This window comes from Candidatus Aminicenantes bacterium (genome assembly GCA_026393795.1).
In the GTDB taxonomy this organism is placed as follows: domain Bacteria; phylum Acidobacteriota; class Aminicenantia; order UBA2199; family UBA2199; genus UBA2199.
The window spans coordinates 1-24,420 of the sequence record JAPKZL010000047.1; the positions used below are offsets into that span (position 1 = coordinate 1).

A 24,420-nucleotide genomic window follows, 5' to 3' on the forward strand; every position below is an offset into this window, starting at 1 on the left:
ATTTAAAAGCTTATTACAGCCGTGGGAAAATTCATATTGCCATTAATCAACCGGAAAAAGCATTAATGGATTTCAATATAATACTATTCTTGAATCCCAAAGAAATTGATGCCTATAACAATCGGGGGGCGATATTTTTTCAAAAAAATGACTATGAAAAAGCTTTAGCCAATTATAATATGGCCGTAAGAATAAATCCCATGTATGCCAAAGCTTACTATAACCGGGGTACATTGTGGGGGCGTTTGGGATCATTTGCCAATGCATTGAATGATTATCATGTGGCCATTAAACTTGACCCGAATTTTCTAATGGCCTATTACTATAGAGCAATGACATTTGAAAAATTGGAAAACTTTAATGATGCGTTAAACGATTATTTAAGAATAATCAATATAGATCCTTCTTTTACTCCTGCAATTGAAAGAAGAGATGCATTGTTAAGATCAGGAAAATTGTTAAAAAAATGAATACATTCCTATTGGTAAATCATTATCTCCATAAAAGTAATAGTTTTCGGATGAATAGGGACGGGACAAAACAAAGTTGACAAAGGCGGCCGAAAAGTGTTAAAATCAGCACGTGGAGGAAGTATGAAAAAGAACATTCATCCTAAATATATGGAATGCACCGTAATTTGCGCTTGCGGGAATACTTTCAAGACCCGTTCCACCATGGCCAAAATTGAAGTGGAAATCTGTTCGTCCTGCCATCCGTTCTTCACCGGCAAGCAGAAATACATTGACACCGAAGGCAGAATAGAGAAGTTCAAGAAGAAGTATGGATACAAGGAACAGTGAAAAGATATTCTCCTATCTTGAAAAAATCCATGCCCGTTATGAGCAGATCAGCGCTGAACTGAGCGCCAGCGAAACCGTCCACCAGCAGAAAAAATTCCGCGAGCTTTCCAGGGAATTGTTCGCCCTGAAACCCCTGGAAGGGAAATACCACCAGTTCAAAAAAGTCTGCCAGCGCCTGGACGACGCGAAAGACCTGGCGGCCACGGCCGAAGACGGGGAAATGAAGGAGCTGATCCGGGAGGAACGGGCGCTGCTGGACAGGGAGAAGGAGACGCTGATTGGGGAAGTCGAGATCCTCATGGTCTCGGAGAGCGGCGAGGACAACCGCAACGCCTTCCTGGAAATCCGCGCCGGCGCCGGCGGCGACGAGGCGTCGCTCTTCGCCTCCGACCTGCTGCGCATGTACACGCGGGTGGCGGAGAGAAAAAAATGGAAGGCCGAGATCATGTCCACGACCATCTCCGGCATCGGCGGCATCAAGGAGGCCATCCTCTACATCAAGGGCAGCGAAGTGAGCAAGTTCCTCAAATTCGAGAGCGGCGTGCATCGGGTGCAGCGCGTCCCTTCGACCGAGGCCAGCGGCCGCATCCACACCTCGACGGTGACCGTGGCCGTGCTGCCCGAGGCCGAGGACGTGGAGGTGGAGTTCAACCTCAAGGACATCCGCATCGACACCTACGCGGCATCGGGGCCCGGCGGGCAGCACGTGAACAAGACCGAATCGGCCATCCGCGTCACCCATTTCCCGACCGGCATCGTGGTCACCTGCCAGGACGAAAAATCCCAGCATAAAAACAAGGAAAAGGCCCTCAAGGTGCTGAAAGCCCGGCTGTTCGAACACGAGAAGCACAAGCGGGAAGAAAGCATCGCCCTGAACCGGAAATCCCAGGTCGGGTCGGGGGAGCGTTCGGAAAAGATACGCACCTACAATTTCCCCCAGAGCCGCGTCACCGACCACCGCGTCAATGGGCGCAACTTCAATATCGGTTTCATCATCGACGGCGACCTGGACGACTTGGTGGCCGAGTTGAGCGAAAGCCATGTCCGCGCCTTGATCGAGCAAAAAATCAGCGGCATGATCGCCTAGTGCTCTATCGCGAACTTTTTGCCGCCCAGCTTCGCCGGCTGAAAAAAGGCGAAATGTCCACCGCGGTCGAAGCGCTGATCGAAAAGTCCTTCGCCATCAGCCGTACCCAGTTCTGGATAAAAAAAAACCAGCCCATTACCGATGCCGGCGGCGTGAGAAGGTTCAGGCGTTATTTCTCGCGCCTGCTTGCCGACGAGCCGCTGGCCTACATCCTGAAGGAGAAGGAGTTTTTCGGGGAAACATTCGCGGTGAGCCGCGCCGTGCTGATCCCGCGCCCGGAAACCGAGCTGCTGGTCGAGCGCGCCCTGGAGCTTTTGGGCAGGGGAAAAGCGCGGGTGCTGGACATCGGCAGCGGCAGCGGCAACATCGCCATCATCCTGGCCCTGAAATCGTCCGCCGCGGTCACGGCCCTGGATGCCAGCCGGCCGGCCCTGAGGGTGCTGCGGGAAAATATCGCCGCCTTCGGGCTGCAGGACAGGATCAGGACGCTCCACGGCGATTTTTTTCCCGCCAAAGCAAAACCTTTTGACATGATTATCGCCAATCCCCCCTACCTTTCTCGAAAAGACTGGCGGGATTTGCCGCCGGCCATCAAGCGTTTCGAACCGAAGGCCGCCCTGGTAGCCGGTCCGGCCGGTACCGAGGCACTGGAAAAGATAATCGCCGGGGCTGCCGATTACCTGACGGGCGGCGGGCGCCTGCTGCTCGAGATCGGCCACGGGCAGCTGCGGGCCGTACGCGCCTTCCTGAAGTCGGCCGGATTCAAGGACGTCGAGTGGCGCCGCGATTACGGTGGAATCGCCCGGGTGATCTCCGCCCGCCGATGAAGGTCCTTTTCGTAAACCCCTACATCCACGATTTCACCGCCTACGACTTGTGGCTGCGGCCGCTGGGATTGTACTATCTCACCGCGAGCGTCCGCCGCTTCAGCGACGTTGAGATCCACTGGCTCGATGCCCTCGACCGCTTTCAGGCGGGGATGGAAGTCGGGGGTCGCGCCGACGGCCGCGGCAAATACCGGCGTGAGTTCGTCCGCAAGCCGGTGATCTATGAGGGGGTACCGCGGAATTATTCCCGTTACGGTATGCCGCTGGAACTATTTCAAAGCAAGCTCGCTTCCTTGCCGGAAATGGACGTGGTCCTGGTCACGTCGTTGATGACCTACTGGTTGGAGGGGCTGCAGTTCACGCTAAAAACGGTCCGCCTGCGGTTTCCCCGGGCCAAGGTGGTCGTCGGCGGGGTATTGCCGAGCCTGGCGCCGGCCGCAGCGCGTGCGTTGCTGGCGGCCGACCATTTCGTGCAGGGGTTTGGCGAGTCCGCCGTACTGAACGTGCTGAAAAATTTGGGGGCCAGGGTGACGGGCGTCCCCACCTTTGGCGCTGCGGACGAATTTCCCCTGCCCGCCCTGGACCTGGCCGGGACGCAAAGATACCTTCCGCTGCTCACGGCGCGCGGTTGCCCTCTCCGCTGCAGCTACTGCGCCTCCCGGCTGCTGAATCCCGTTTTTCTGGAGCGAAGCCCGGCCGGCATCCTGGCTGAGATCGAGGCGCGGCGGGAGATCTTCGACACCCGCCATTTCATCATTTTCGATGATGCGTTGCTTATGAATAAAAAAAAGCGTTTCCTGCCTGTTTTTTCCCAATTGGCCGCGGCTGGGAAGGGCGGATTGCATTTTCACACTCCCAACGGCCTGCATACAAGGGAAATCGACAAGGAAACGGCGGCGGTGATGCACGCGGCCGGTTTTACCACCATTCGCCTCGCTTTCGAATCGCTGGCGCCCCGGATTTTGCGGCGCAGCGACAACAAGGTCGGGAAGGAGCAGATGGAAATCGCCGTGCACAACCTGGAGCTGGCCGGGTACCGGCGCAGCCAGATCGGCGCCTACCTTCTCTTTGGCTATCCCGGCCAGTCCATGGCTGAAATGAAGGCTTTCATCAGCGACCTGGGGGTGGTGCCGCACCTGGCGCTTTTATCGCCGGTGCCGGGCACGGCCGATTTCCGGGCGCTGCAGCGGCAAGGGGTCCTGTCCACGCCGCTCGACCCGCTGGAGACGAACAAGATCTATTTCCTGTATCAAAAATCGGGGTTCAGCGGCGAGGAGATTATAAAGGTCAATGAAATGGCCGCCGAAATTACTAAAGCTAATCTTGATCCCAACGGGGATTAGGGTTTTTTCTTTTTTTTACGTAGCACCCAATTGAGCAGCACAAACCACCCACCGACTTTGGCGGGTTTGGTTTGTCTGCCCGGCTGGGGGATCTAAGCCTTCTTCTTTCTTTTTCGCAGTACCCAGCCGGGAATGTTCCGCTGGCGCTGGCGGGCGATGGCGAGGGCATTACGCGGGACATTTTCGGTGATGGTCGAACCGGCGCCGACGTAGCTGTTGCGGTGCACGGTGACCGGGGCCACCAGCTCGGTGCCGGAGCCGATGAAGACATTGTCTTCGATGACAGTGGGATTTTTCTTGGTGCCGTCGTAATTGCAGGTGAGGGTGCCGGCGCCGATGTTGACTTTCCTGCCCACGCGGGCGTCGCCGACATAGGTCAGGTGCATGGCCTTCGAGTTCTGGCCGAACACGCTTTTTTTCATCTCGACGAAGTTCCCGATTTTCGCCCCCTGCTTGACCAGCGTGCCGTTGCGCAGGTGGCAATAGGGGCCGAGCTGGACATCGTTGGCGATGCGCGAATCGCGGATGATTGACCCGGGTAGGATGAGGCAATGGTCGCCGACGAGCGAATTTTCAATGAAACAATTGGGGTAAATCCGGACATCCTTGCCGATCCGCGATTCCCCCTTGATGACCACTCCCGGTCCGATCGTGGTGCCCTTGCCGATTGGCGCCAGGCCGTCCATGAAAAAATTGCCGAAATCCTCGACCCGGACCCCTTTTTTCTGCAGGGTGCGAACCTGGAGGCCGATCACCGCGCTTTCGACTTGGCGCGGTTCGGTTTCCGGGTTGAGAAGCGGAATGGCATATGCCAAAGGCAAGGAGCGGGCTTTTTTGCCGGCCTTCAACCTCTTGAAGAGGCCCGGCTTCAGGGAGATTTTTTCCTGCGCCAGGAAAGCTTTGGAAACGATGAAAAAGGGGCTGTTTTCCGGCGCGTAGAGCCATGGTGTCGCCTGGTCGCAGTTTTTCAACCAGCGCCCGAGTTCCCGGAGAACGGCTTCGCCGGCAACCGGAAATTCGGCCAAATCAAATACGAACAGGGTATCAAAGTTGCCCCCAACGTGAGGCAGGGGGAAAAACGTGCACGATGGGTAAAAGCAGGCCAGCCAGAAACGCAGGCCGCGGTCGCGGAAAAGCAATTTTTCGAGCGCGGGGCGGGAACAGTCAATTGCCGCGGCAATCATTCCACGAGGTTCAGAAAATCCTGGCTTTGCTGCAGCGGTTCGAAGTCGGGCTCATTGTAGAGGATGACCTTGTAGGCGGCGTCCTTTTTGACGCATTTTTCCACGTAGCGCAGGGAGCTGGCCGTGTCCTCTTTCTTCAGATAGGCGGCGGCGAAGAGGAAATACAGGTAGGCGTCCTTGTAGTTTTCCTTTTCGGCGCGGTTAAACAGCTCGAGGGCCTGGTCGGTGTTGCCGGCATTCAGCTGAAAGACGCCTTCCCAAACGTAATCCTCGTTCGATTCCAGCTTTATCGTGGCCGGGTGCAGCTGGGCCTGGGTGATGGCGTAGTGCACCTTGACCCGGGTCTGGATCTCCAGCACGCTGTAGAACTCCGAGTCCTTGTAGGCGTCGATTATCTGCTTGAAGGACGCTTCCGCCTTGTGAAAGCTTTTCTTATGGAACAACTGCAGCGCTTTTTCGTATTCTGCGGTGATCGTCTGCAGTTCCTTTTCTTCCTTGAGCTTCATTTTGCCAACCTCCAGAAATTCATTTTACCTCTTTTGCATGGTTTTTTCAACAGCAGACGGGCGGAAAGGGCAGATTGAAGGAATAGACTAAAAAACTACTTGCCGGTCGCGTAACGCTCAGGGATAACGCCGAGGACTTCAATGCCGGCTCCCTTGGCGATATCGATGATGCGCAGTACTTCTTGGTAAGGCAGGGTTTCGTCGGCTCTGATAAAGATAGTCTTGTCCTGGCGGATCTGGTACATATCACGCAGCCTGTTTTCCAGCAGGTTCAGTTCGATGGGGTCCTGATTTATTTTTATTGTTTTATCGCTTTCCATAGTAAGAACAACGGCGGTTGTCGGACCTTCCGGGCCTTGACCTCCGGTCTCCGGGAGCTTGATATCGATTCCCTTCTGCAGGACGGGGGTGATGACCATGAAAATGATGAGCAGAACAAGCAAAATATCGCATAAGGGGACTACGTTCGGTTCTGATTTTGATTTGCTGGCACCAATATCAACGCTCATGACAGACCTCCTCGATGAAAGTGATAATTTAGCAGATAAAAAAAATAAAGTCAAGCCCAAAGCGAAAAAATATTTTTCCGCTCCCGGCCCCTCATTTTAGCGCCGGAAGTTTAAAAAAACAAGATTTTTTGCTATATTGAGCCCATGGAACCCGAACGCCTTTTATCCGAGTATACCCTGACCTGCATGCTGGAAACCAGCGTCAGCCGTTTCCGCCACCGTCCCGCCCTGGGCATGGCCTTCGAAAAGCCGATCACCTACGGCGATTTCTACAATTCGGTGATCGGCATGTCCCGTATTTTAAAGAAGCAGGGGATTCTGAAGGGAGACCGAATCGCCATCCTGGGCGAGAACTCCGCCAACTGGGGCATCGCCTATTTCGCCGCCGTGCTCAGTGGGGCCATCGTGGTGCCGATTTTGCCCGACTTTTCCGAAGCCGACATCCACCACGTCCTGACCGACTCGGAGGCCAAAATCCTGTTCACCACCCAGCGGCAGATGGAAAAGGTGCTGGGCTTGCGCGAGCACAAATTGCAGGCGGTGATCACCCTCGACGATTTCAACGCCGAGAACGACTGGCTGCCGTTGGAGCCTTTTTCCAAGTTCATCGAAAAAGCGCTGAATTTTCTCCGCCAGATCCCCGACAAGATCGGCCTGAAATCGAGCGATATCGGGGAAGACGACATCGCCTCGATCATCTACACTTCGGGAACTTCCGGCCACTCCAAGGCGGTCATGCTCAGCCACAAGAATTTCGTCGTCAACGTGCTCGCCGCCGACACGGTGATCTCGGTCCGCCCCGATTGGACCTTCCTGTCCGTTCTGCCCCTGTCGCACACCTACGAGTTCACCCTGGGCTTTTTGTTCCCGCTGCTCAAGGGGGCGCGGATCGTGTACGCCGGCAAAACCCCCACGCCCAGCGTGCTGGAGAAAATCTGCCACCAGGAGAAACCAACCATCATCGCCGCCGTGCCCCTGATCATGGAGAAAATATACAAGAAAAAGGTCCAGGCCGCCTTTGAAAAGAGCCTGTTCGTCAAGCTCCTCGCCAAGATCCCCGGTTTTAAAATGAAAATATACAGGAAGATCAAGGGCAAGCTGATCGATTTCTTTGGCGGCGAGCTCCAGATCATGGCTATCGGCGGAGCGGCCATCAATCGCGAGGCGGAAATGTTCCTGCGCAAGTCGGGCTTCCCTTACCTGATCGGCTACGGGCTGACCGAGTCGGCCCCGCTGCTGGCCGGCGGACCATGGGGCGATGCGACCATACCGGTCGGATCGACCGGCAAACCGATCTCCGGGGTGGAGATCAAGATCGTCGGCGCCGATCCACGCAGCGGGATAGGCGAGATTTACGCCCGCGGCGAAAACATCATGAAAGGGTATTACAAGAACCCGGCCCTGACCAAGGAAGTGATCGATGACCAGGGCTGGCTGCGCACCGGCGACCTGGGCAGTTTTGACAAGTTCGGCAACCTGAGTATCCGCGGCCGCTGTAAGAACATGATCCTGATGTCCAACGGCGAGAACATCTACCCCGAAGCCATTGAGGACAAGATCAACGCCTGCATGCACGTTTCCGAATCGCTGGTGATGGAAAACAAGGGGCTGCTGGAGGCCTGGGTGTACCTCGACTACGACCTGATTGACGAGGAAACCAGGGGCGAGAGCGAGAAGAAAAAGCTGGCCTACATCGATGAATTGCTGGAAAAGCTGAAAGGGGTTATCAACCCCCAGCTGGCGGCCTTTTCGCAGATCTCCCGTTTCGTCGAGCACAAGGAACCGTTTGAGAAGACCGCTACCAGCAAGATCAAGCGCTACTTATACACCCATTGAGGCGCTGTCGCGCACGCATTCGCAGGTGCTGCGCACACGCGGACGCAGCCGCAGGCGCTGACGCAAATCTAATTTTTTATGACGATGCTCGGCTTGTCATTTTTCAGGCTGATGCTGACCTCGGTCTCCACCAGGTTGTTGGTCACCATCTTGGCCTTCATGCTGTTGATAACCTTTTCCTTGTCCGGGATTGCCTTGCTGTTTTTGGGTAGCAGCTGCACGTAGGCTGCGTACAATTTTTCAAAACTGTCTTCATCGTTCAGGCTCAGGTGGATAGCCTTGGCGGCCTTGGCCTTCTCAGGCTGGGCCGGTGCCTGCGGCTGGGTGCGGGGCTTGGCCGGAGGCGGCGCGGCCTCCTTTTTTTTCTGCTGCTTGGAGACTCCCGATTCCGATTCGTTCAACTGTTTCAGCCACAAATTGTTGTACAGATTGAAGCGCGCGGCCAGGTTCTGGATGATCATGCTCATGCGGGCGGTCTTGGCGCCGCCGTAGATCAGCTTGCGGATGGCCTTCTCGCACCCCTCCCGCTCCTGCTCGGGCGGCTGCTTGGTCTCCCCGGCAAAAAAGAGGATGTACTTCGACTTCAGGTCGTCGATCTTCCGCTCCAAGGCCGCGACCTCGGTTTCCGAAGCGGTCGAACTGGGGTTCAGACGGTCATCCTCGATCATGGCTGCGCTTAATATGTTTTGGCCTTTTCTTCACCGCTCAGGACGCGCAGCACCCCTTCAGCCAGGGCCTGCATCTCGTCCTCGCCGGGATAGACATGCAGCAGGGCGATGAACTGAATGCGCTGGCGGATCAGCTCGACGAAAAACTCGTTGAAAGCGATGCCGCCGGTGACGAGGATCGCGTCCACCCGGCCGTTGACCACGGTGCTCAAGCCGCCCGCCTCCTTGGCCACCTGGTAGGCCATGGCCTGCACGACCTCCATGGTTTCGCTGTCGCCGGCCAGGTATTTGTCCTTGATCTTGAGGAAATCCTTGCTGCCCAGGTAGGAGAACAGGCCGCCCGAGCCGAAAACGGTTTTTTCAAAAGTCTTGTAGGGCAGGTTGTTCTCGCAGATGTAGCGCGCCACTTGCAGGGTGGGCAGGCCGCCGCTGCGGTCGGCGGAGAAGGCGCCCTCTTCGGCGGGATTGACGGCATCGATCATGCGTCCGCCCTTGTGGATGGAGAGCGAATTCCCGGTCCCGAGGTGGATGACCAGCAAGGTCACTTTCCGATAGTCCAGTTTTTTCTCGCGGCAGAAGCGCTTGGCCACGGCCTTCATGTTCAGGGCGTGGGTGAGCATCACTCGGCTGAAAAGGCGGTGGCCCGAATAGCGGGCCAGCGGCTCGGCCTCATCCACGGAGACGGGATCGACAATATAGCAGGTGATGCCCAGCTTCTGGGCGATGGAATAGCCGATCTGGGCCGCCAGGTTGGAGGCGTGGGAGCCCTGGCGGGCTTCGATCAGGTCAGCGACCATCGCCGGGTTGACGGCATAGGTGCCGCTGGCCAGGGGCTTGAGCAGCCCGCCGCGAGCGGCCACGGCCTGGATTTCGGCCGGGTCGATCCCCTTTTCCTTCAAGAAGGTTTGGATCAACTCTTCGCGAAAATTCTTCTGGGCGTTCATGTCGCTAAAGCGGGTGAGTTGGTCGTCGCTGTGCTTGATCGATTCGACCCAGCGGGCGGACCCCCCTTCGTAGATGGCGACCTTGGTTGAGGTGTTGCCGGGATTGATGACCAGGATCAGTTTTTGGGGCATGGTTTCCTCATAGGCGGGATTTGATGTATTTGCCGACGATGAGCTCCAGCTTTTTGTAGGTCTTCTCCGGGATCATGGCCGGCGCCGTGATGATCGACGTGGCCAGGGCGCTTCCGCAGGCGCAGGCCTCTCTTTTTTCGGGGATGGCGGCGATGATCAGCGGCAGCAGTTTTTTCACGCCGGCCACGGCCTTGTTCAGGTTGGCGACGACCATTTCCACCGTGACCGATTCGCCGCTTTGGTGCCAGCAGTCGAAGTCGGTGACCAGGGCCAGTGGCAGGAAGCACATCTCCAGCTCCCGCGCCAGCTTGGCCTCGACGGCCTGGGTCATGCCGATCAGGGAAAACCTCATCTGCCGGTAGGCCAGGGATTCGGCGCGGCTGGAAAATTGCGGCCCCTCCATATTGCAGTAGGTCCCGCCCAAGTGGGCGCTCAGGCCCGACTCCTTGGCCAGGCGGAACGCCAGCTGGCTGAGCGAACGGCAGGTGGGATCGGCCAGCGGCACGTGGGCTACGATGCCGTTTTCAAAGAATGTCTTCTCGCGCTTGAAGGTCATGTCAAAATACTGGTCGGGGATGACCAGCTCGCCCGGCCTGAGATCTTCCTGCAACGAGCCGACGGCAGTGATCGAGAACAGGTATTCCACCTTTAGCAGCTTCATGGCATAGAGGTTGGCCCGGTAATTGACCTCGGAAGGGTTCAGGCAGTGGCCGTGGCCGTGCCGGGACAGGAAAGCCACCGAGCGGTTGCGCAGCCGGCCGAGCATGAGTCGTTCCGTCGGCGCTCCGAACGGGGTTTTCAGCTTGACGGAGTGAACGCCTTCCATGCCTTCCAGGTCGTAAAAGCCGCTGCCGCCGATGATGCCAATTTCCGCGTATTCCATGGTGTCTCCTCGTGCTTACTTAAAATTGATTATTAAAAAAAATCTCCCCAAAGTCAACAGGATCGGGCCGCGGCCCGGCAATTCATTTTAAAAATCCGTCTAATCAATCGTGAATCAGTGAGGCCCGAAATGTCTGCAGCCATGGAAAGCATCCTTGTCCAGCGCCAAAACCCGTTAGCGGCCGTCCGGGCGCTTGACAATTTCAGTGCTTTGCTGGTAATACGGCAGGTAATGGAGCGAATATTCAGGGACGATTCTGACCTGCTGCAATCGGTGCTCGCCGGAGATGTGGCGAGCTGGCAGAAATTTGTTTTGAAGTACGCCCAGGCGATCTACCGGGCGACCGGCAAATATTGCGATGATTACGACGAAAAGATGGCCGTCTTCCTGCACATCCTCGAGAAATTGCGCGAAGAGCGCTTCGCGCGCCTGCGCCAATTCACCTTCAAGGCCAAGCTGTCCACGTGGCTGACCGTGGTCGCGCGCCGCCTGGCCCTTGATTTTTTAAGGGCGAAATACGGGCGCGATTTCCGTCTGAAAAAGATCCGGGTGGTTTCCTACGACGCCGTCCCCGCTTTCATGAAACACCTGGCCGACAACGATACACCTGAGCAAGAAATGGCCGGTTCCGAGCAGCGGCAGGCGCGCGACAGGCTGGCACAGGAGTTGCGCCAGGCGTTGCAAGGCTTGTCGGCCCAGGAACGCCTGGCCGTCCAGCTGGTCTATTTCAAGGGGCTGAAAATCAAGGAGGTGGGGAGGCTGCTCAGCGTGCCTTCCATATACAAGTTCATCGCCCGGGCCCTGGAGAAGATCAGGATGCAGATGGAGAGCCGGCCGCAATTTTCCCGCTCCGACGTTTCGGCCGCCCTGGGGGAGGAAGCTCATGAATGAGCATATCCGCAGCGAAGACTTGGCGGCCTACGTCGACGGGCTGCTGAGCGTCGAAAGCAAAAGCGCCGTGGAGAACCATATCGCCGGCTGTTCATCGGTTATTTGTTCCTCAGCAACAACCGCTTCTGGCAGGTTCCCGAGCAAAAAAAGCCGACAGCGGTCGAGGCCAAGGATGTGCAGCGGGCCGCCCCTGCGGACGCGGGCAAAACTGCCCAACGGGCCGATGGCGCTGGGAAAATGAAAAGCATGCCGGGCCGAGTTGTTGACGAAAAAAAATTCGCCGAACAGTCGTCTTTAAAAGAAAGAGAAACCAAGGTCACCGATAAAAGCTTGCCGGCAAACCCTGTCGCAACGGCGCCGGTTTTTAAAACGGAGGACAGGCTGCAGACCAAGCTGGAGGAACAGCCGCAGGAGGTCGCGGCGGCTGAAGCCATGCCGCAAAAAGAGGCGGCCGCGGAGCCGACTGTTCCAGGAGCCGTTGGCGGCGTGGCGCAAGATTTCGCGGCCCAAAACCAGGCCGTCGCCAGGGCTAAGAAGGGCAAGGCGTCGCCGCTTCTCCCTGTGCGCATCGAGGGCGAAGCTGGGGTAGGCGACCTGCGCAATCCCGAACTCCTCTCCGCCTGGTTCTGGCTGCCGGAGGGGCTGGCCCTGGAGTTAACGATCGACGGCGCTGGTAAGGTGGTCGAGGTCGTCAGCGAGGGGAAATTCACGCCGCCCGCGGCCAGGCAGGCGGAAACGGAAGCCAGGAAACTGCTGTTTTCCGCTTCCGCCAAGAAATTGCGCCGGGCCCGCCTGGTCGCCGAGCGCCAGCCGCCTAACCCAGCAGAGCTGGATAAGAGCCCTAGATAGCAAATTCAAAATTTGTTTTAAAAACTAACAAATTTTAGAATTTGCTATAGGGCTCTAATTGATGTCGAATTCGCTCTTGGCCAGGAAGGAGCCGTCAACGGTGATCAGCACGGTCCAGCGTCCTTTCTTTTCCGCGTAATAGGATTGCGGCAGGGCATCCCAAGCCACGAAATAGCTCAGGTACTTGCCCTTGGCGTTGATCTCCACGCTTTTCGACTCCCGGACCAGCTTTTTGTCGGGGGCGTACCAATGCCATTGCAGCTTCAGGGATTTGCTCACCTGCAGCACCTTGATCAGGGCGTAGAGGTTCGGGTCGGCGGCGGTCACCGCCTCGGCGACGATCTTATTCTCCAGGGCGGTTTTTTCCGGGATGGTCTTGACTATTGCCATCGTGTCGATGACGCACTCGGGATCGAGGGGGATCTCGACCGGGAAGCTGAAGCAGGCGGACAGAACGAGAGCCATAACCGCCACAGCCAGTGCCTTGAACATCGATGACGACAGCATCATAATTCTATTTTACACGATCGCCCTTTTCTAAACAAGCCGGGCCGGATCGGCACTCTTCTTGACTTTCCCTTGCCGCCCATGTATAGTGGGTCGCTGGCTGGCTTTAAAACCGGCCCAGGACTCGATTTTACAAACCATGCAGCAACCAAGGATCTCCATTCGCGGCGGCAGGCCGTTGAGCGGCGCTGTTTCCATTTCCGGGGCCAAGAACGCCGCCCTGCCCGAGCTGGCCGCTGTTTGCCTGAGCGCCGAAACGGTGCAATTTGAGAACGTCCCCCAGGTCGAGGACATCAAGGTCATGTTCGCCGCCCTGAACGAGATCGGCGCCCGCGGCACGATGCATGGGAACGCCATCAGCGCCGCCCTGCCGGAGGTGAAGGAGGCGCTCGTTTCGCACGAGATCGCCAAGACCACCCGCGCCTCGGTCCTGCTCCTTGGTCCGCTGCTGGCCCGCCACGGCCATGCCAAGGTCTCCTTTCCCGGCGGCTGCCCGATCGGCGAGCGCAAGATCAATTTCCATCTGCAGGGCCTCGAAGCCATGGGCGCCGAGATCGCTTCCGAAGGCGAATACATCATCGCCAGCTGCAAGCGCTTGCGCGGCATCGAGTATTGTTTCCCGGCCAAGACGGTCACCGGCACGGAAAACCTGGTCATGGCCGCCACCCTGGCGGAGGGGATGACGGTTTTGCGCAACTGCGCCCTCGAACCCGAGGTGGGCGACCTGGTGGCGCTGCTGCAGAAAATGGGGGCCGACATCAACGGCCAGGAAACCGACACCATCGTCATCCGCGGCCGGGCAACCCTGCATGGCGCCGCGCACCGGATCATTCCCGACCGCATCGAGGCCGGGACCTATCTGATCGCCGGCTGCTTCGCCGGCAACGAGATCGACATCCGCGATGTGATGCCCAAGCACCTGGGCAGCCTGATCGCGATCCTCGAAAACATGGGAGCGGAGATGACCGTCTCCGGGCAAGCGATCGCGGTCAGGGGCAAGGCCGGCCTGGCGCCGGTCGACGTGACCACTGAACCCTACCCCGGCTTTCCCACCGACCTGCAAGCCCAGCTGACCACGCTGCTGACCCAAGCCGACGGGGTCTCGCGGGTCAGGGAAAAAATATTCAACGACCGTTTCCGCCACGTGGGCGAATTGAACCGCCTGGGCGCCGCCATTGACGTCCAGGGTGACACGGCGGTAATCCGCGGCCCGGCCCGGCTGCGCGGGGCGGTGATCAAGACCACCGACCTGCGTGCCTCGGCGGCGCTGGTCCTCGGCGGCCTGCAGGCCACGGGCGAAACCGTCATCGAAAACTCATACCAGTTGTTTCGCGGCTACGAATCCATGCCGCTGAAATTGAAAAATCTGGGCGCCGATATTACAATCATCTAGGAGGCAAAATGGAGTCGTGCATCTTTTGCAAGATTGTGGGCAAAGAGATCCCGACCGTCTTCATCCTCGAGGACGAGCTGGCGGTCAGCTTCAAGGACATCGAGCCCCAGGCTCCGCTCCACCTCCTGGTCGTACCGCGCCAGCATGTCGCTTCCCTGAACGAGGTGCGCGACGAACGCCTGCTGGGCCATTTGCTCGCTTTTGCTTATAAGACGGCCGCGAAGGCCGGGCTGAATCAATACCGCCTGGTGATCAACACCGGGCGTGACGCCGGGCAGGCCGTTTTTCACCTGCACCTGCACATACTCGGCGGCCGCAAGCTGGGCTGGCCCCCGGGCTGAGGAGCACCCATGAAAATCACCTGGCTTGGACACTCGGCCCTAAAGATCGAGGGCAGCAAGATTGTTTTCATCGATCCCTTTTTAACCAACAACCCCAAGGCGTCGCTGCGCGCCCAGGACATCACCCGCGCCGACGTGGTGGCGGTCAGCCACGACCATGGCGACCATCTGGGTGACAGCTACGCCATTTGCCGCAAAACCGGGGCTACCCTGGTCGCCCTCTATGAGATCGCCCTCGACGCTGAGGCGAAGCAGGTCAAGGCCGAAGCCATGGGCATCGGCGGCACGGTGCGTGTCGCCGGGGTGGACATTTCGCTCGTCCCGGCTTTCCACAGCGGCGGGCTCGGCGGCACCGCGGCCGGCATCGTCGTGGCCATGGACGGCAAGACCGTCTACCATGCCGGCGACACCGGGCTGACCCTGGAGATGAAGCTGATCGGCGAAATGTACCGCCCCGACATCGCCTTCCTGCCCATCGACGGCCGCTTCAACATGACCCCGCGCCTGGCCGCCAAGGCGGTCGAGCTGCTGCGCGTGCCCCGGGTCGTCCCCATCCATTACGACACCTTCCCCGCCATCCAGTCGTCCGCGGCCGAGTTTCGGAAGCTGGTCGGGACGGCCAGCGTCGTGACCGTGCTGGCTCCGGGCGAAAGCATCGAATTGTAGATGGCTTACATCATCGATGGCAACAACCTGATCGGCAGCGCTCCCGATTTCTCGTTGGCCGACCCCGAGGCGCGGATGAAGATGGTCTCGCTGGTGAGGGAATTCCAGGAGAGCAAGAACGCCAAGGTCACCGTCGTCTTCGACGGCGAGCCGCGCGGCAGCGAGCTGCGCAGCCCGATCAGCGCCAAGCTGACCGTGGTCTATCCCCGCTACGGGCTCAGCGCCGACGACGAGATCAAGTGCATCCTCGACAAGTACCAGCAGCTCCGCGAGATCATCCTGGTCACCACTGACCGCGAGCTGAAAAAGTATGCCCGCGAGAAGGGGGCGCGCACCATCAATTCCATCGAATTTTACTACACCCTGAAGAAGAACCTCCTGCACCAGGGCAAGAAGGAGGAGACCCTGAAGAGGGTGAACACCCGGGTCTCGCAGAACGAGGTGGAGCAGTGGCTGAAAATCTTCAGCGGTGATTAGCAGTTGAAATATTTATTTTTATTTCATATCATGGCAACAGGAGGCAATCATGGAAGAAAAAAATTATATACCGGCCGACGTGCCCAACGACGTTCTCAACGAATACCTGAGCAACTACGAGGAGATAACCCTGGGTTCGGATCGGTTGATGCTGTTCGCCGGCGACCAGAAGATCGAGCATTTGAACGACGATTTTTACGGCCAGGGAATCGCCGTTGACGACGCCGATCCCGAGCACCTGTTCAAGATTGCCAGCCAGGCCGAGATCGGGGTCTTCGCCACCCAGCTCGGGCTGATCTCGATGTACGCCAACGATTATCCCGACATCCCCTACCTGGTCAAGCTGAATTCCAAGACCAACCTGGTCAAGACGGCACAGCAGGACCCGGTTTCCACACAGATGATCGACGTGCGCCAGGTGGTCGAGTTCAAGAAGAACACCGGCCTGAACATCCTCGCCGTCGGCTACACCGTCTACCTGGGCAGCGAGTACGAGAACGCCATGATCCGCGAGGCGGCGCAGGCCGTCCACTGGGCCCACCGCCACGGCCTGGTCACGGTCTTATGGGTCTACCCGCGCGGCAAGGCAGTCAAGGATGAAAAGTCGCCCGAGCTGATCGCCGGCGCCACCGGCTTCGCCGCCTGCATGGGCAGCGATTTCGTCAAGGTCAATTATCCCAAGCAAGAAGGGCAGAAGTCGGCCGAGATCTTCAAGCAGGCCATCCAAGCGGCCGGGCGCACCAAGGTGGTCTGCGCCGGCGGTTCGAGCATGGAGCCCAAGGCCTTCCTGCAGCAGCTGCACGACCAGATCTTCATCTCCGGCGCTTCCGGCAACGCCACCGGCCGCAACATCCACCAGAAGCCGCTGGCCGAGGCCATCCGCCTGACCAATGCCGTCACCGCCATCACCGTTTACGGAAAGTCGGTCGACGAAGCCTTCCAGGTCTATATGGGCAAGGAGCCCAAGAACTGAGCGTGAATCGACACTGCGGCCTCACCCGTTTCCTTTCGCCGGCTTAGCAGACGAGGCTTCCCCGTTCTAAACCGGGGAAGCCTTAAAGGGCAATTGGACTGAAAATGCTTGGTAAATCTATTGCTGGTTATTTTGGCAATCTATAGTACAGTTCGTGGTACGCCTCGTCTTGCTTTTTCTCGATGGTCTTGCAGTGCTCCTCAATGACCATGAGCTTTGCTTCCAGCTGGACGGTCTTGTCATAGATACTAGCCAGGGTCACCTGTTTTTGGCTGTCGAGCACCCGGGCTTGGGTCTGGTTGGCTTGCCTGGTGCTGTCCGTGGTCTGGGGCTCCGGCGCTTTGCTGCCCAGCAGCACCACCAGCACCAAGCATAGCGCCATACCCAGCAAGAGGCTCGGTAGATTCACAGTGAATTTCTTTGTTTTCATTTTTCCCTCCTTGGTTCACTGATACCATATTGGCGGTTTTTATACAATTCGAATTTGACTATGAATGATTTTAAGGAACTTTTAACCAAAGAGCAACCGTATTGACATTTTGTCCGCTTGTCGCCAAAATCACATGTGGAGAAAACAATGATCACCGAACAGGAAATCGACAGGGGAATGGCGACCTTGAAAATCATCTGGTTGGCCATGCTGGTGTTCTTGGTCGGCTATGCGTTCGCCGGGCGCATGATCGCGCCGGGCATGACGTCGACCATGAGCCGCGAGGCCTTCGGCATGCTCAGAACGGCCCTTTACGCGCTCGGTTTTGCCGCCTTGATCGCCTCCCGGTTTGTAAAAAGGATGATCCTGGCCGGAAAAGGCCACGCCATCGGTCAGACCCAGACCCGCCCGCCATCGGTCCTGCAAAGATACACCAGCGCCGTGATCGCGTCGCTGGCCATGTCCGAAAGCGTCGGCATGTACGGCCTGGTCCTTTTTTTGCTTGGCAAGGATGAAACCGATCTCTATCTGCTGCTGGGAATTTCTGCCCTGGCCATGGTCTATCATCGCCCCAAGCGGGAAGAGCTGGCCAGCCTTTACCAGGAGCGCTCGTAAAGCTACAAGCGCCGAGGCGCTCGGACAATAAATGTTCTTGTGAACTGCAGCTTGCTGAGTAAATGGTTGTTGAATTGTTTTTTTTTGATGAAAAGCTTATATTCATATTACAGTTGCTCGGAACGATGCTTGGTAGGCGATATGCTGCATCCGGAGAGGGATTGAGGCCTTTCAACTATGCCAGTGGCATCGCCACCAGCACGGGCACGAGAGGAGGAAGAGAGATGAAAGAAAAAAAACGCAAGCAAAGTGCGCGAATTTTCAGTTGTTTGTTCTCGTTATTGTTGGCGACCGTTTTTTCCATTCCGCGTCTGACTGCGCAGTCCAGCAAACCGGTGACACTTATGGAAGATCCCGGCAAAATGCGGATTGTCTATGGCGGTGATTGCGGCAGTTCGCAAAAAAACGGCGAACAGAACTGGGTCGAAATTGCCGGCAAGTTCACCGCGCCTTCGTGGGCCAATCAGGCTACGGTATTCCTCAGCGGCTGGAGCGCGGAATATCTGGAAGGCGACGAGCACCTTGGCGAGATCGGCGTTTCCATTGGCGGCATCACGTTTTCCGGGGGGGTGCTGGAATGGAAAACATCCGGCCTGCTCGCCGACGAAAATTTCGACAATCCGTACAAGCTCTGCTACTGCTATATCGCGCTTTTTTGGAACGACGGCCAGGTCGACGCCAAGCCCTATCATGGCGATGGAAGCTTCGACACGACGACCGGCGCCTGTACGGGGAACCTAAACTATGCGGAGCAAAAGACGGGCGACCTCCCCATGCTGATCCTGGATTCGTACGTTTTCAACAAGGCTTTTGCCGCCGTGAACGAGGTCGCCATCCTCCCCCGGGGGTTCAATTTTGCGTTCCTGCCCTACGGCAAGACCGATAATCACATTTTGCAGATTGCGGCCAATTTTGATCATACCGAAAAATACATCGGTTATCCGCATAGCTACGGGCACCTGCAAGCTCCCTCGCTTCCGACCAAGGCCGGCCAGATCGGCCTGGGATACGTCAGCTGGCAGACCCAGTCCATTTTGAAAGATGACGGAGGCTCACCCGATTTCCGCTTTTGGGAGCATTTCTCAGCCCTGGCCGGTGACGACATCGGCTTCGTGCAGCCGCCCTATACCGTTCGGCCCCGCCTTCATCAAAACATCGGCTGTAGCAGTCACAGCGGCGGCGAGACCACCGAGAGCTTCACGGTGGAAAACGTTCCTTTCGAATACGCCGTGCCGGTGCTGACCGGCTGGAGTCTGGAGTACGATTGCCCGACGGACCAGCATGTACTAAAGCTGGGGGCCTGGCTTCACGACATCCTGTACGTCAAGAAAGCCTCTGACCTCGTCGGTACGCTGTCCTACAAAGTGACTTCCATATTGACCGACGACGATTCGGAGCATGCCCATTATTTCACCCACAAGGTCCACATCCTCGGGCTCCAGGCCACGGTCGCGCTGCCCGATCTGTTACCGGTCTCGACGGCGAGCGACGGCAGCTTTTGCCCAAAACCGGGGACGAAAACATTATCCATTACCATCCGCAACCAGGGGAAAGTCGACGCCGCGGCCAGCACCACCACCGTCGAATTCTCGCCCGTCGCCTCGGTTGACGTCGTCACGCCGGCGATCGCGGCCGGAAAGGAAGTGACCATTCAGGTGACCGTTCCAACCGGCTGCTACATCCCCAATTGTCGCTTCAAGATCCGGGCCGATTCCAAGCTCGTCATCAAGGAAGCCAACGAGTACAACAACGACGTTCTAGGCGAGTGCAAAGGGTGAATGGGGCGGGGCGCGATTTGATTCCAGTATAAGTCAGATCGAGTGTCACATCCTCCACGCCGGGCGCCCGGGTTTGAGTTTCAGGCCACGGCTTGCAGGGAGTAGTCATGCAATAGACGCATCAGGTTTTGAACGTCTTGCAAATTCAATTAAGGGTGGCTATCATCGGCTCTCGGCGATACAGGGTCAAAAATGTCCAAGGATAAAGAAGTGTATAAAGGCGCGGAATTCGGCGAATGGATCAAGCCTTTTTAGTTTTCCCCGTTGAAATCCAACAATCATTTACTCAGAAATATGAAGTAAAGAAAAATAATTAATGCGATCAGCATAAGACCGACTATCAACTTCCGCGCAGAAAAAGCAGGTTCAAATTTTGTCGGTGTTCCTTTAATTCCAACACTGGCGGTTCTGGAGGTTTTAGCTATTGTCGGCATAATATTTACATTACGTGCTGTTATCATGTCGGCGGGCACAGCGCCGGATTCGGCTGCCTTCAACATTTTTTCATACAATTGGCGGACATCCTGAGGCATCGCGTCAATGCCGTTGTATTCTTTTTCCGTTAATTTTAAATTTGCGCTTAATAGTAACATTTATGCTCATTACGTTTTCCTCCTTATTTCTGCTGTATGCTGGCATGGAAACGGGCATCGTAGGTGAAAACGATATCGTCGAAACTCTCGCCGGGCGATTCCCGGTGGACCCTTTCGGCCACCTCCTTGGTATTGAAGAGCTCCGGCGCGAAGGCGTCTTCAGTGGATCCTCCGCTGGGGCGGATTTTGAAGGCATGGTGGTGGATCGTGACCGAAATGGGTTGCTTCTTGGCATTGATGACAACCTCGACCATGTGGAGCTTCCCTGCCTTGACCAGCTCGTCGCGGGCGAATTCGTCGGCTAAGTTCTTGGCGTCCAGCTTCACGTCGGTCAGGATGACAACGGTATCCTTTAAAAAAAGTTTATGGTCACAACATGGGCTTGGGGATGATATCAAAGTCCGGAAACGCCGATCTGACAAGCGCACCCGGCGTGACTCGAACACGCAGCCTGCTGATTAGAAGTCAGCTGCTCTATCCTTTGAGCTACGGGTGCCTGCCTGCTTATCGGGGCGAGTAGATTCGAACTACCGACCTCCTGCTCCCAAGGCAGGCGCGCTAACCAGGCTGCGCTACGCCCCGCTTCGGTTGATTCCTACCCCAGCAAAGCTGGGTAAGAGCTTTAGTAGCAAATTCAGGATTTGTTCGTTCTTTCGAATAAATCCTAGAATTTGCTATAAGGCTCTAAAGCTCGGAAATGTCTCTGCGCATCCGCTTGCGCATGCGTTTTCTGGCCTGGGCGGCCTTCAAACGCTTGCGTTCGCCTGGTTTCAAATAAGCCGAGTGCTTCTTGATTTCCTTGATGATAGCTTCCATCTGCACTTTTCTTTTGAAACGGCGCAGGGCGCTTTCAAACGACTCTCCCTGCTGGATTTCCACGAAAGCCAATTGCGATCACACTCCTTTTTTTTGAAAATAATGACCGGTGAGACCATTTTATACCCTATTTAATGCCTGTTGTCAAGGAATTTAGACGGTGGAGCTCGTCTGAACCTATGCTACTACCAGCGGCCAGTTTTGCCCGCTATGCGCCGGGCCAAGTTGACTTCCCGGGGAGTTGACCCTATGATGTTTCCATGGGCTGGCAAGGGAGAAAAGGGAATTGGGTATTGTTATCCGCCTCCTTTGCCTTCTTTCTTCCCGCCGCCCTGATTGGCTTCTTGGCCCTGGGCATGGTGGTGGATCAGAAAAAAATCCGCGAAAACGAGATCCGCGACTACTGGAGCCGGGAGGTCAGCCGGAGCATGCGCCTCCTGGAGTCGGAAGTCGACAAACAAACGCAGGCGGTTTTCGCTTCCATCTCCTCCAGCTTTACTCCAGCATCGGATCTCCCGGCTTTTGTCGAGGCGTTGAAGACCCTGCTTGTGGAGAACAAGGGCGTAGCCTATCCGTTTCTCTTTTCCCAGAAGGGCGAAATGATCCTGCCGCGTTTCGGGAATTCCCGTGCCACTGTCAGGAGCGGCTGGATGGAGAAATGGGGCCCGCCCGTTGCCGATCCCCTGTGGAGCCAGGCGGAAAACAGAGAATTTTCGATGAAAGAACCGCTGCGCGCCATCCCGTTTTATCTGGAACTGGAGAAACGCATACCGCGGCAAAAGCTGCCCGACCTCTATTTTGCGGTCTCCCGCTGTTATTTCAAAGCCGGGAAAAAAATCCAGGCCAGGGAATACGGCCTGGCCGCGATGCGGCAGTTGGAGGGAGCGCCGCTGCGGCAGGACCGCCTGGACCTCTACCTTCTGCGCCAGCTTGGCCTCTATTCGATGCAAATGGAGATGCCTCAAGAGGCGTTTTCCTACTATCTCCAGCTGTATGAAGCGCTCGCTTTGCGACCCGAAGGACTTCCGCAGGACCTGCAATTCCTACGTTGGGAAGCCCTCGACTTTTTAAAAAACAACCGCGACATCCAGCCCTACTTGAAGAAGGAGCGGATCCAGGAGATTGACAGCCAGGTCCTCGAACTGTATCGCGGTGAGATTTCCCTCTTTTCCGATCTGGCCGCTCCCGGTCCCGCCGCCGATTCCCATGTTGCGGACCGCGTCCGCTTCCTGAAGCTGAAGGAGATCTTCGATCCGGAGACAAGCGACACGCTTTTCTATCGGAGCGTGGAGAAGCATTTACGTCCCTGGCGCATTTCTTCCGGAGATCGAGTCGTTCATTTCCGCTCCGGGGTCTTCCAGCAATCTCCTTTTCTGATCGCGTTCGCCCGCATCTCCGACCGGAACGGCGGCCCATCTTTTTGTTTCGGCTGCACATTCCAGGGAGCCTTGGACAGCATTTGGCCAAAGCTCGTATCCTCCCTGCGCCTTCCGCCGGGGACCGCATTGGCTTTCTTGGCCCCGGATGAAAGACCGTTGCAAGTAAACAGCAATCCGGTGGGGAAGAATCTTCTGCTGGCTGTTTCCGGGAGCCGCGCCCTCGCGGGGTGGTCCTTCCGGCTGCAGGCCGGTAACAGCCAGGTTTTCGCGGACCTGGCCCTCAATGCCTTGCGCTGGTACTACACCCTGATCGCGTTGCTGTTTGCTTCGCTGGCACTGGGGATTTTTCTGCTGGTCCGTTATCTCGGCAGGGAAAAAAAACTCCTGCTCCAAAAAACCGCTTTCGTCGACATGGTGTCCCATACTTTAAAAACCCCACTGACCCGCCTGCGGCTGCTGGCCGAGAAACTGGAACAAGGATGGACGGCGGATCCCGGGCGTGCCCGCGGCCATTGCCGGGCCATCGCCGCTGAGACGGCGAACATGGCGCAGCTGGTCGACCGCATGCTTGGATTTTCCGCTCTTCAGTCTGGCCGGGCCGCTTACCGTTTTGAAAGCCATTCCGTCCAGGAGTGGCTGGATGGCGTGCTGCAGAAGTTCAAGCTGCCCCTGGCCGAGAAGGAGTTTCAGGTATCGGCAGAGGTCGCCGCAAAATTGCCGCCAGTGCACATCGATCCCGAGGCCATGGGGACGGCGTTGTCAAACCTGCTGGAGAACGTCGTGCAATACGCGGCAGAAGGGCGGTATCTCGGCGTTGCCGCATCCGCGAACAACGGGGCCCTGGAGCTCGCGGTGACCGACCGCGGTCCGGGGATCCCTCGCACAGACCGGGAACATCTTTTCGGGCCTTTTTTCCAAGCCAGCGACCGAGGAATGGGGAAAGGTGCGGGAAAAGGGCTGGGACTGGCCATCTGCCGCCAGATCGTGGAAGACCATGATGGAACGATCCGAGCCGAGGATGGCCCGGTCAAGGGAACCCGGTTTGTAATCACCCTGCCGTTCGCCCGGGAATGAAAATGGAGGTTCATGCATGCCGCTCATTTTGATCGTTGAAGACGACCTAACAATTCGCGAGGGGATCGCCGACGCCCTCCGTTTTCACGGCTTTGAGGTAGTTGCGTCCGGGGAAGGGAAACCCGGCCTGGAAATGGCCATGCGACTCAATATCGATCTGGCCGTCCTCGACCTGATGCTGCCCGACCTTGACGGCCTGACCATCTGCCGGAAGATCAAGGACGTTAAACCACAGGTAGCGGTAATCCTGCTGACGGTACGGGGCCAGGAAAGCGACAAGCTGCTCGGCTTCGAGATGGGGGCCGACGACTACCTGACCAAGCCCTTCAGCCTGAAAGAGCTGCTGGCCCGCATCCGCGTCGCCCTTAAGCGCGGCCGCGTGGCCGGAGTCGGGCTCGACGAATTGGCGATCGGCACGGTGCGGGTCGATTTCACGCGCTTCATCATCCGCCGCGATAATGAGGAACTTTCCATGACCGCCAAGGAATGCGCAATCCTGAGACTGCTGGCCAATGTGCCCGGGAGAGTGATCGGCCGCGAGCAGATCATTGAGGCCGTCTGGAAGGGGGAATATGAGCCGACCACGCGCACGGTGGATAACTTCATCCTCAAACTGCGGCAGAAAATTGAGGAAACTCCGGAAAACCCCCGGCACATCCTCACCGTCCATGGCGCCGGCTACAAGCTGCTCCCGTGACAATCTCATGACAAAATGATAACCAGGGAATGACACATTTCCTTTTTTCTTCCTTCATAATCGCGGCAGGAGGATAAGATGAAAAAAACAATCCTGAGAATCGGCTTGATATTGCTGGCATTGTTGGTGCTATGGGTCCTGGCGCAGCGCTTCAACTCGGCGCCTGCTCCCGGGCTGTTCACCATGAAGGATGTCCCGCCGGCATCCTTTGACCGGTCCAAT

29 protein-coding genes and 2 tRNA genes are annotated in these 24,420 nt (G+C 57.1%); 18 read left to right on the top strand and 13 right to left on the bottom strand.

Features of this window, described 5'->3' with window-relative positions; all coding sequences use genetic code 11:
• The 5 genes from NTW95_01970 to NTW95_01990 form a co-directional block, all read left to right on the top strand.
• A partial coding sequence (locus NTW95_01970) for a tetratricopeptide repeat protein (GenBank protein MCX6556190.1) occupies nucleotides 1-470 on the top strand: 470 nt, incomplete at its 5' end.
• 123 nt (nucleotides 471-593) lie between these two features.
• Nucleotides 594-800 carry a 50S ribosomal protein L31 gene (gene rpmE, locus NTW95_01975; GenBank protein MCX6556191.1) on the top strand — a complete coding sequence of 69 codons (207 nt, stop codon included), beginning with the start codon at nucleotides 594-596 and terminating at the stop codon, nucleotides 798-800.
• Nucleotides 781-1,887: a peptide chain release factor 1 gene (gene prfA / locus NTW95_01980; protein MCX6556192.1), complete on the top strand. Its 1,107-nt coding sequence runs from the start codon at nucleotides 781-783 to the stop codon at nucleotides 1,885-1,887. The genes rpmE and prfA overlap by 20 nt, the downstream gene beginning before the upstream one ends.
• A complete protein-coding gene (gene prmC / locus NTW95_01985) occupies nucleotides 1,887-2,714 on the top strand; it encodes a peptide chain release factor N(5)-glutamine methyltransferase (GenBank protein MCX6556193.1) in 828 nt (275 codons plus the stop codon). Before prfA ends, prmC begins: the two co-directional genes overlap by 1 nt.
• Nucleotides 2,711-4,057, top strand: coding sequence for a B12-binding domain-containing radical SAM protein (locus NTW95_01990; protein ID MCX6556194.1), 1,347 nt, complete (start codon nucleotides 2,711-2,713; stop codon nucleotides 4,055-4,057). The genes prmC and NTW95_01990 overlap by 4 nt, the downstream gene beginning before the upstream one ends.
• 92 nt (nucleotides 4,058-4,149) lie before the next feature.
• Here NTW95_01990 and NTW95_01995 read toward each other — a convergent pair whose 3' ends face one another.
• From NTW95_01995 to NTW95_02005, 3 genes are all read right to left on the bottom strand, one after another.
• Nucleotides 4,150-5,241, bottom strand: coding sequence for a DapH/DapD/GlmU-related protein (locus tag NTW95_01995; protein MCX6556195.1), 1,092 nt, complete (start codon nucleotides 5,239-5,241; stop codon nucleotides 4,150-4,152).
• A complete protein-coding gene (locus tag NTW95_02000) occupies nucleotides 5,238-5,747 on the bottom strand; it encodes a hypothetical protein (protein MCX6556196.1) in 510 nt (169 codons plus the stop codon). The genes NTW95_01995 and NTW95_02000 overlap by 4 nt, the downstream gene beginning before the upstream one ends.
• A gap of 95 nt (nucleotides 5,748-5,842) precedes the next feature.
• Nucleotides 5,843-6,256 carry a biopolymer transporter ExbD gene (locus NTW95_02005; GenBank protein ID MCX6556197.1) on the bottom strand — a complete coding sequence of 138 codons (414 nt, stop codon included), beginning with the start codon at nucleotides 6,254-6,256 and terminating at the stop codon, nucleotides 5,843-5,845.
• Between the two features lie 144 nt (nucleotides 6,257-6,400).
• Here NTW95_02005 and NTW95_02010 point away from each other — a divergent pair, with 144 nt between their 5' ends.
• Nucleotides 6,401-8,092, top strand: coding sequence for an AMP-binding protein (locus tag NTW95_02010; GenBank protein ID MCX6556198.1), 1,692 nt, complete (start codon nucleotides 6,401-6,403; stop codon nucleotides 8,090-8,092).
• A gap of 68 nt (nucleotides 8,093-8,160) precedes the next feature.
• Here the strand turns inward: NTW95_02010 and NTW95_02015 are convergent, their stop codons facing one another.
• From NTW95_02015 to mtnP, 3 genes are read right to left on the bottom strand one after another with little or no spacing between them, the layout of a single operon-like run.
• Entirely contained in the window at nucleotides 8,161-8,760 is a 600-nt protein-coding gene (locus NTW95_02015) for a hypothetical protein (GenBank protein MCX6556199.1), read from the bottom strand.
• Between the two features lie 8 nt (nucleotides 8,761-8,768).
• Nucleotides 8,769-9,836, bottom strand: coding sequence for a butyrate kinase (gene buk, locus NTW95_02020; GenBank protein ID MCX6556200.1), 1,068 nt, complete (start codon nucleotides 9,834-9,836; stop codon nucleotides 8,769-8,771).
• 7 nt (nucleotides 9,837-9,843) lie between these two features.
• Nucleotides 9,844-10,719, bottom strand: coding sequence for an S-methyl-5'-thioadenosine phosphorylase (gene mtnP, locus NTW95_02025; GenBank protein MCX6556201.1), 876 nt, complete (start codon nucleotides 10,717-10,719; stop codon nucleotides 9,844-9,846).
• Nucleotides 10,720-10,848: 129 nt separating this feature from the next.
• On the opposite strand from mtnP, the gene NTW95_02030 reads away from it, so the two are divergent.
• Genes NTW95_02030 through NTW95_02040 form a run of 3 tightly spaced genes read left to right on the top strand, consistent with a single transcriptional unit; the run spans nucleotide 10,849 to nucleotide 12,459 of the window.
• Entirely contained in the window at nucleotides 10,849-11,610 is a 762-nt protein-coding gene (locus NTW95_02030; GenBank protein MCX6556202.1) for an RNA polymerase sigma factor, read from the top strand.
• Nucleotides 11,603-11,851 carry a zf-HC2 domain-containing protein gene (locus NTW95_02035; GenBank protein ID MCX6556203.1) on the top strand — a complete coding sequence of 83 codons (249 nt, stop codon included), beginning with the start codon at nucleotides 11,603-11,605 and terminating at the stop codon, nucleotides 11,849-11,851. The genes NTW95_02030 and NTW95_02035 overlap by 8 nt, the downstream gene beginning before the upstream one ends.
• Before the next feature lie 5 nt (nucleotides 11,852-11,856).
• A complete protein-coding gene (locus NTW95_02040) occupies nucleotides 11,857-12,459 on the top strand; it encodes a hypothetical protein (protein MCX6556204.1) in 603 nt (200 codons plus the stop codon).
• A gap of 54 nt (nucleotides 12,460-12,513) precedes the next feature.
• On the opposite strand, the gene NTW95_02045 is transcribed toward NTW95_02040, so the two are convergent.
• Complete coding sequence (locus NTW95_02045; GenBank protein MCX6556205.1) at nucleotides 12,514-12,969, bottom strand: hypothetical protein; 456 nt, start codon at nucleotides 12,967-12,969, stop codon at nucleotides 12,514-12,516.
• A gap of 136 nt (nucleotides 12,970-13,105) precedes the next feature.
• Between NTW95_02045 and murA the strand changes: the two genes are divergently transcribed.
• From murA to NTW95_02070, 5 genes are read left to right on the top strand one after another with little or no spacing between them, the layout of a single operon-like run.
• A complete protein-coding gene (gene murA, locus NTW95_02050) occupies nucleotides 13,106-14,359 on the top strand; it encodes a UDP-N-acetylglucosamine 1-carboxyvinyltransferase (GenBank protein MCX6556206.1) in 1,254 nt (417 codons plus the stop codon).
• 8 nt (nucleotides 14,360-14,367) lie between these two features.
• Complete coding sequence (locus tag NTW95_02055; protein MCX6556207.1) at nucleotides 14,368-14,700, top strand: histidine triad nucleotide-binding protein; 333 nt, start codon at nucleotides 14,368-14,370, stop codon at nucleotides 14,698-14,700.
• 9 nt (nucleotides 14,701-14,709) lie between these two features.
• Nucleotides 14,710-15,366: a metal-dependent hydrolase gene (locus NTW95_02060; protein MCX6556208.1), complete on the top strand. Its 657-nt coding sequence runs from the start codon at nucleotides 14,710-14,712 to the stop codon at nucleotides 15,364-15,366.
• Complete coding sequence (locus NTW95_02065) at nucleotides 15,367-15,843, top strand: NYN domain-containing protein (protein ID MCX6556209.1); 477 nt, start codon at nucleotides 15,367-15,369, stop codon at nucleotides 15,841-15,843.
• A 49-nt stretch (nucleotides 15,844-15,892) separates the two neighbouring features.
• Entirely contained in the window at nucleotides 15,893-16,816 is a 924-nt protein-coding gene (locus tag NTW95_02070; protein ID MCX6556210.1) for an aldolase, read from the top strand.
• Between the two features lie 127 nt (nucleotides 16,817-16,943).
• Here NTW95_02070 and NTW95_02075 read toward each other — a convergent pair whose 3' ends face one another.
• Nucleotides 16,944-17,246 (bottom strand): hypothetical protein, encoded by a 303-nt coding sequence (locus tag NTW95_02075; protein MCX6556211.1) that lies wholly within the window; start codon nucleotides 17,244-17,246, stop codon nucleotides 16,944-16,946.
• Between the two features lie 147 nt (nucleotides 17,247-17,393).
• Between NTW95_02075 and NTW95_02080 the strand changes: the two genes are divergently transcribed.
• Both NTW95_02080 and NTW95_02085 read left to right on the top strand, forming a co-directional pair.
• Complete coding sequence (locus tag NTW95_02080; GenBank protein ID MCX6556212.1) at nucleotides 17,394-17,861, top strand: hypothetical protein; 468 nt, start codon at nucleotides 17,394-17,396, stop codon at nucleotides 17,859-17,861.
• A 224-nt stretch (nucleotides 17,862-18,085) separates the two neighbouring features.
• Nucleotides 18,086-19,639 (top strand): hypothetical protein, encoded by a 1,554-nt coding sequence (locus NTW95_02085; protein ID MCX6556213.1) that lies wholly within the window; start codon nucleotides 18,086-18,088, stop codon nucleotides 19,637-19,639.
• 278 nt (nucleotides 19,640-19,917) lie between these two features.
• Here NTW95_02085 and NTW95_02090 read toward each other — a convergent pair whose 3' ends face one another.
• From NTW95_02090 to rpsU, 5 genes are all read right to left on the bottom strand, one after another.
• Nucleotides 19,918-20,232, bottom strand: a complete 315-nt coding sequence (locus NTW95_02090; protein MCX6556214.1) for a hypothetical protein — start codon at nucleotides 20,230-20,232, stop codon at nucleotides 19,918-19,920.
• Between the two features lie 23 nt (nucleotides 20,233-20,255).
• Nucleotides 20,256-20,678, bottom strand: a complete 423-nt coding sequence (locus NTW95_02095; GenBank protein ID MCX6556215.1) for a hypothetical protein — start codon at nucleotides 20,676-20,678, stop codon at nucleotides 20,256-20,258.
• Nucleotides 20,656-20,728 (bottom strand) — tRNA-Arg (locus NTW95_02100). Before NTW95_02100 ends, NTW95_02095 begins: the two co-directional genes overlap by 23 nt.
• 11 nt (nucleotides 20,729-20,739) lie before the next feature.
• A tRNA-Pro gene (locus NTW95_02105) sits at nucleotides 20,740-20,814 on the bottom strand.
• A gap of 102 nt (nucleotides 20,815-20,916) precedes the next feature.
• Complete coding sequence (gene rpsU / locus NTW95_02110; GenBank protein ID MCX6556216.1) at nucleotides 20,917-21,120, bottom strand: 30S ribosomal protein S21; 204 nt, start codon at nucleotides 21,118-21,120, stop codon at nucleotides 20,917-20,919.
• A gap of 188 nt (nucleotides 21,121-21,308) precedes the next feature.
• On the opposite strand from rpsU, the gene NTW95_02115 reads away from it, so the two are divergent.
• Both NTW95_02115 and NTW95_02120 read left to right on the top strand, forming a co-directional pair.
• Nucleotides 21,309-23,501: a HAMP domain-containing sensor histidine kinase gene (locus tag NTW95_02115; protein ID MCX6556217.1), complete on the top strand. Its 2,193-nt coding sequence runs from the start codon at nucleotides 21,309-21,311 to the stop codon at nucleotides 23,499-23,501.
• Between the two features lie 16 nt (nucleotides 23,502-23,517).
• Nucleotides 23,518-24,198, top strand: a complete 681-nt coding sequence (locus tag NTW95_02120; GenBank protein MCX6556218.1) for a response regulator transcription factor — start codon at nucleotides 23,518-23,520, stop codon at nucleotides 24,196-24,198.
• Nucleotides 24,199-24,420: the final 222 nt, after the last annotated feature.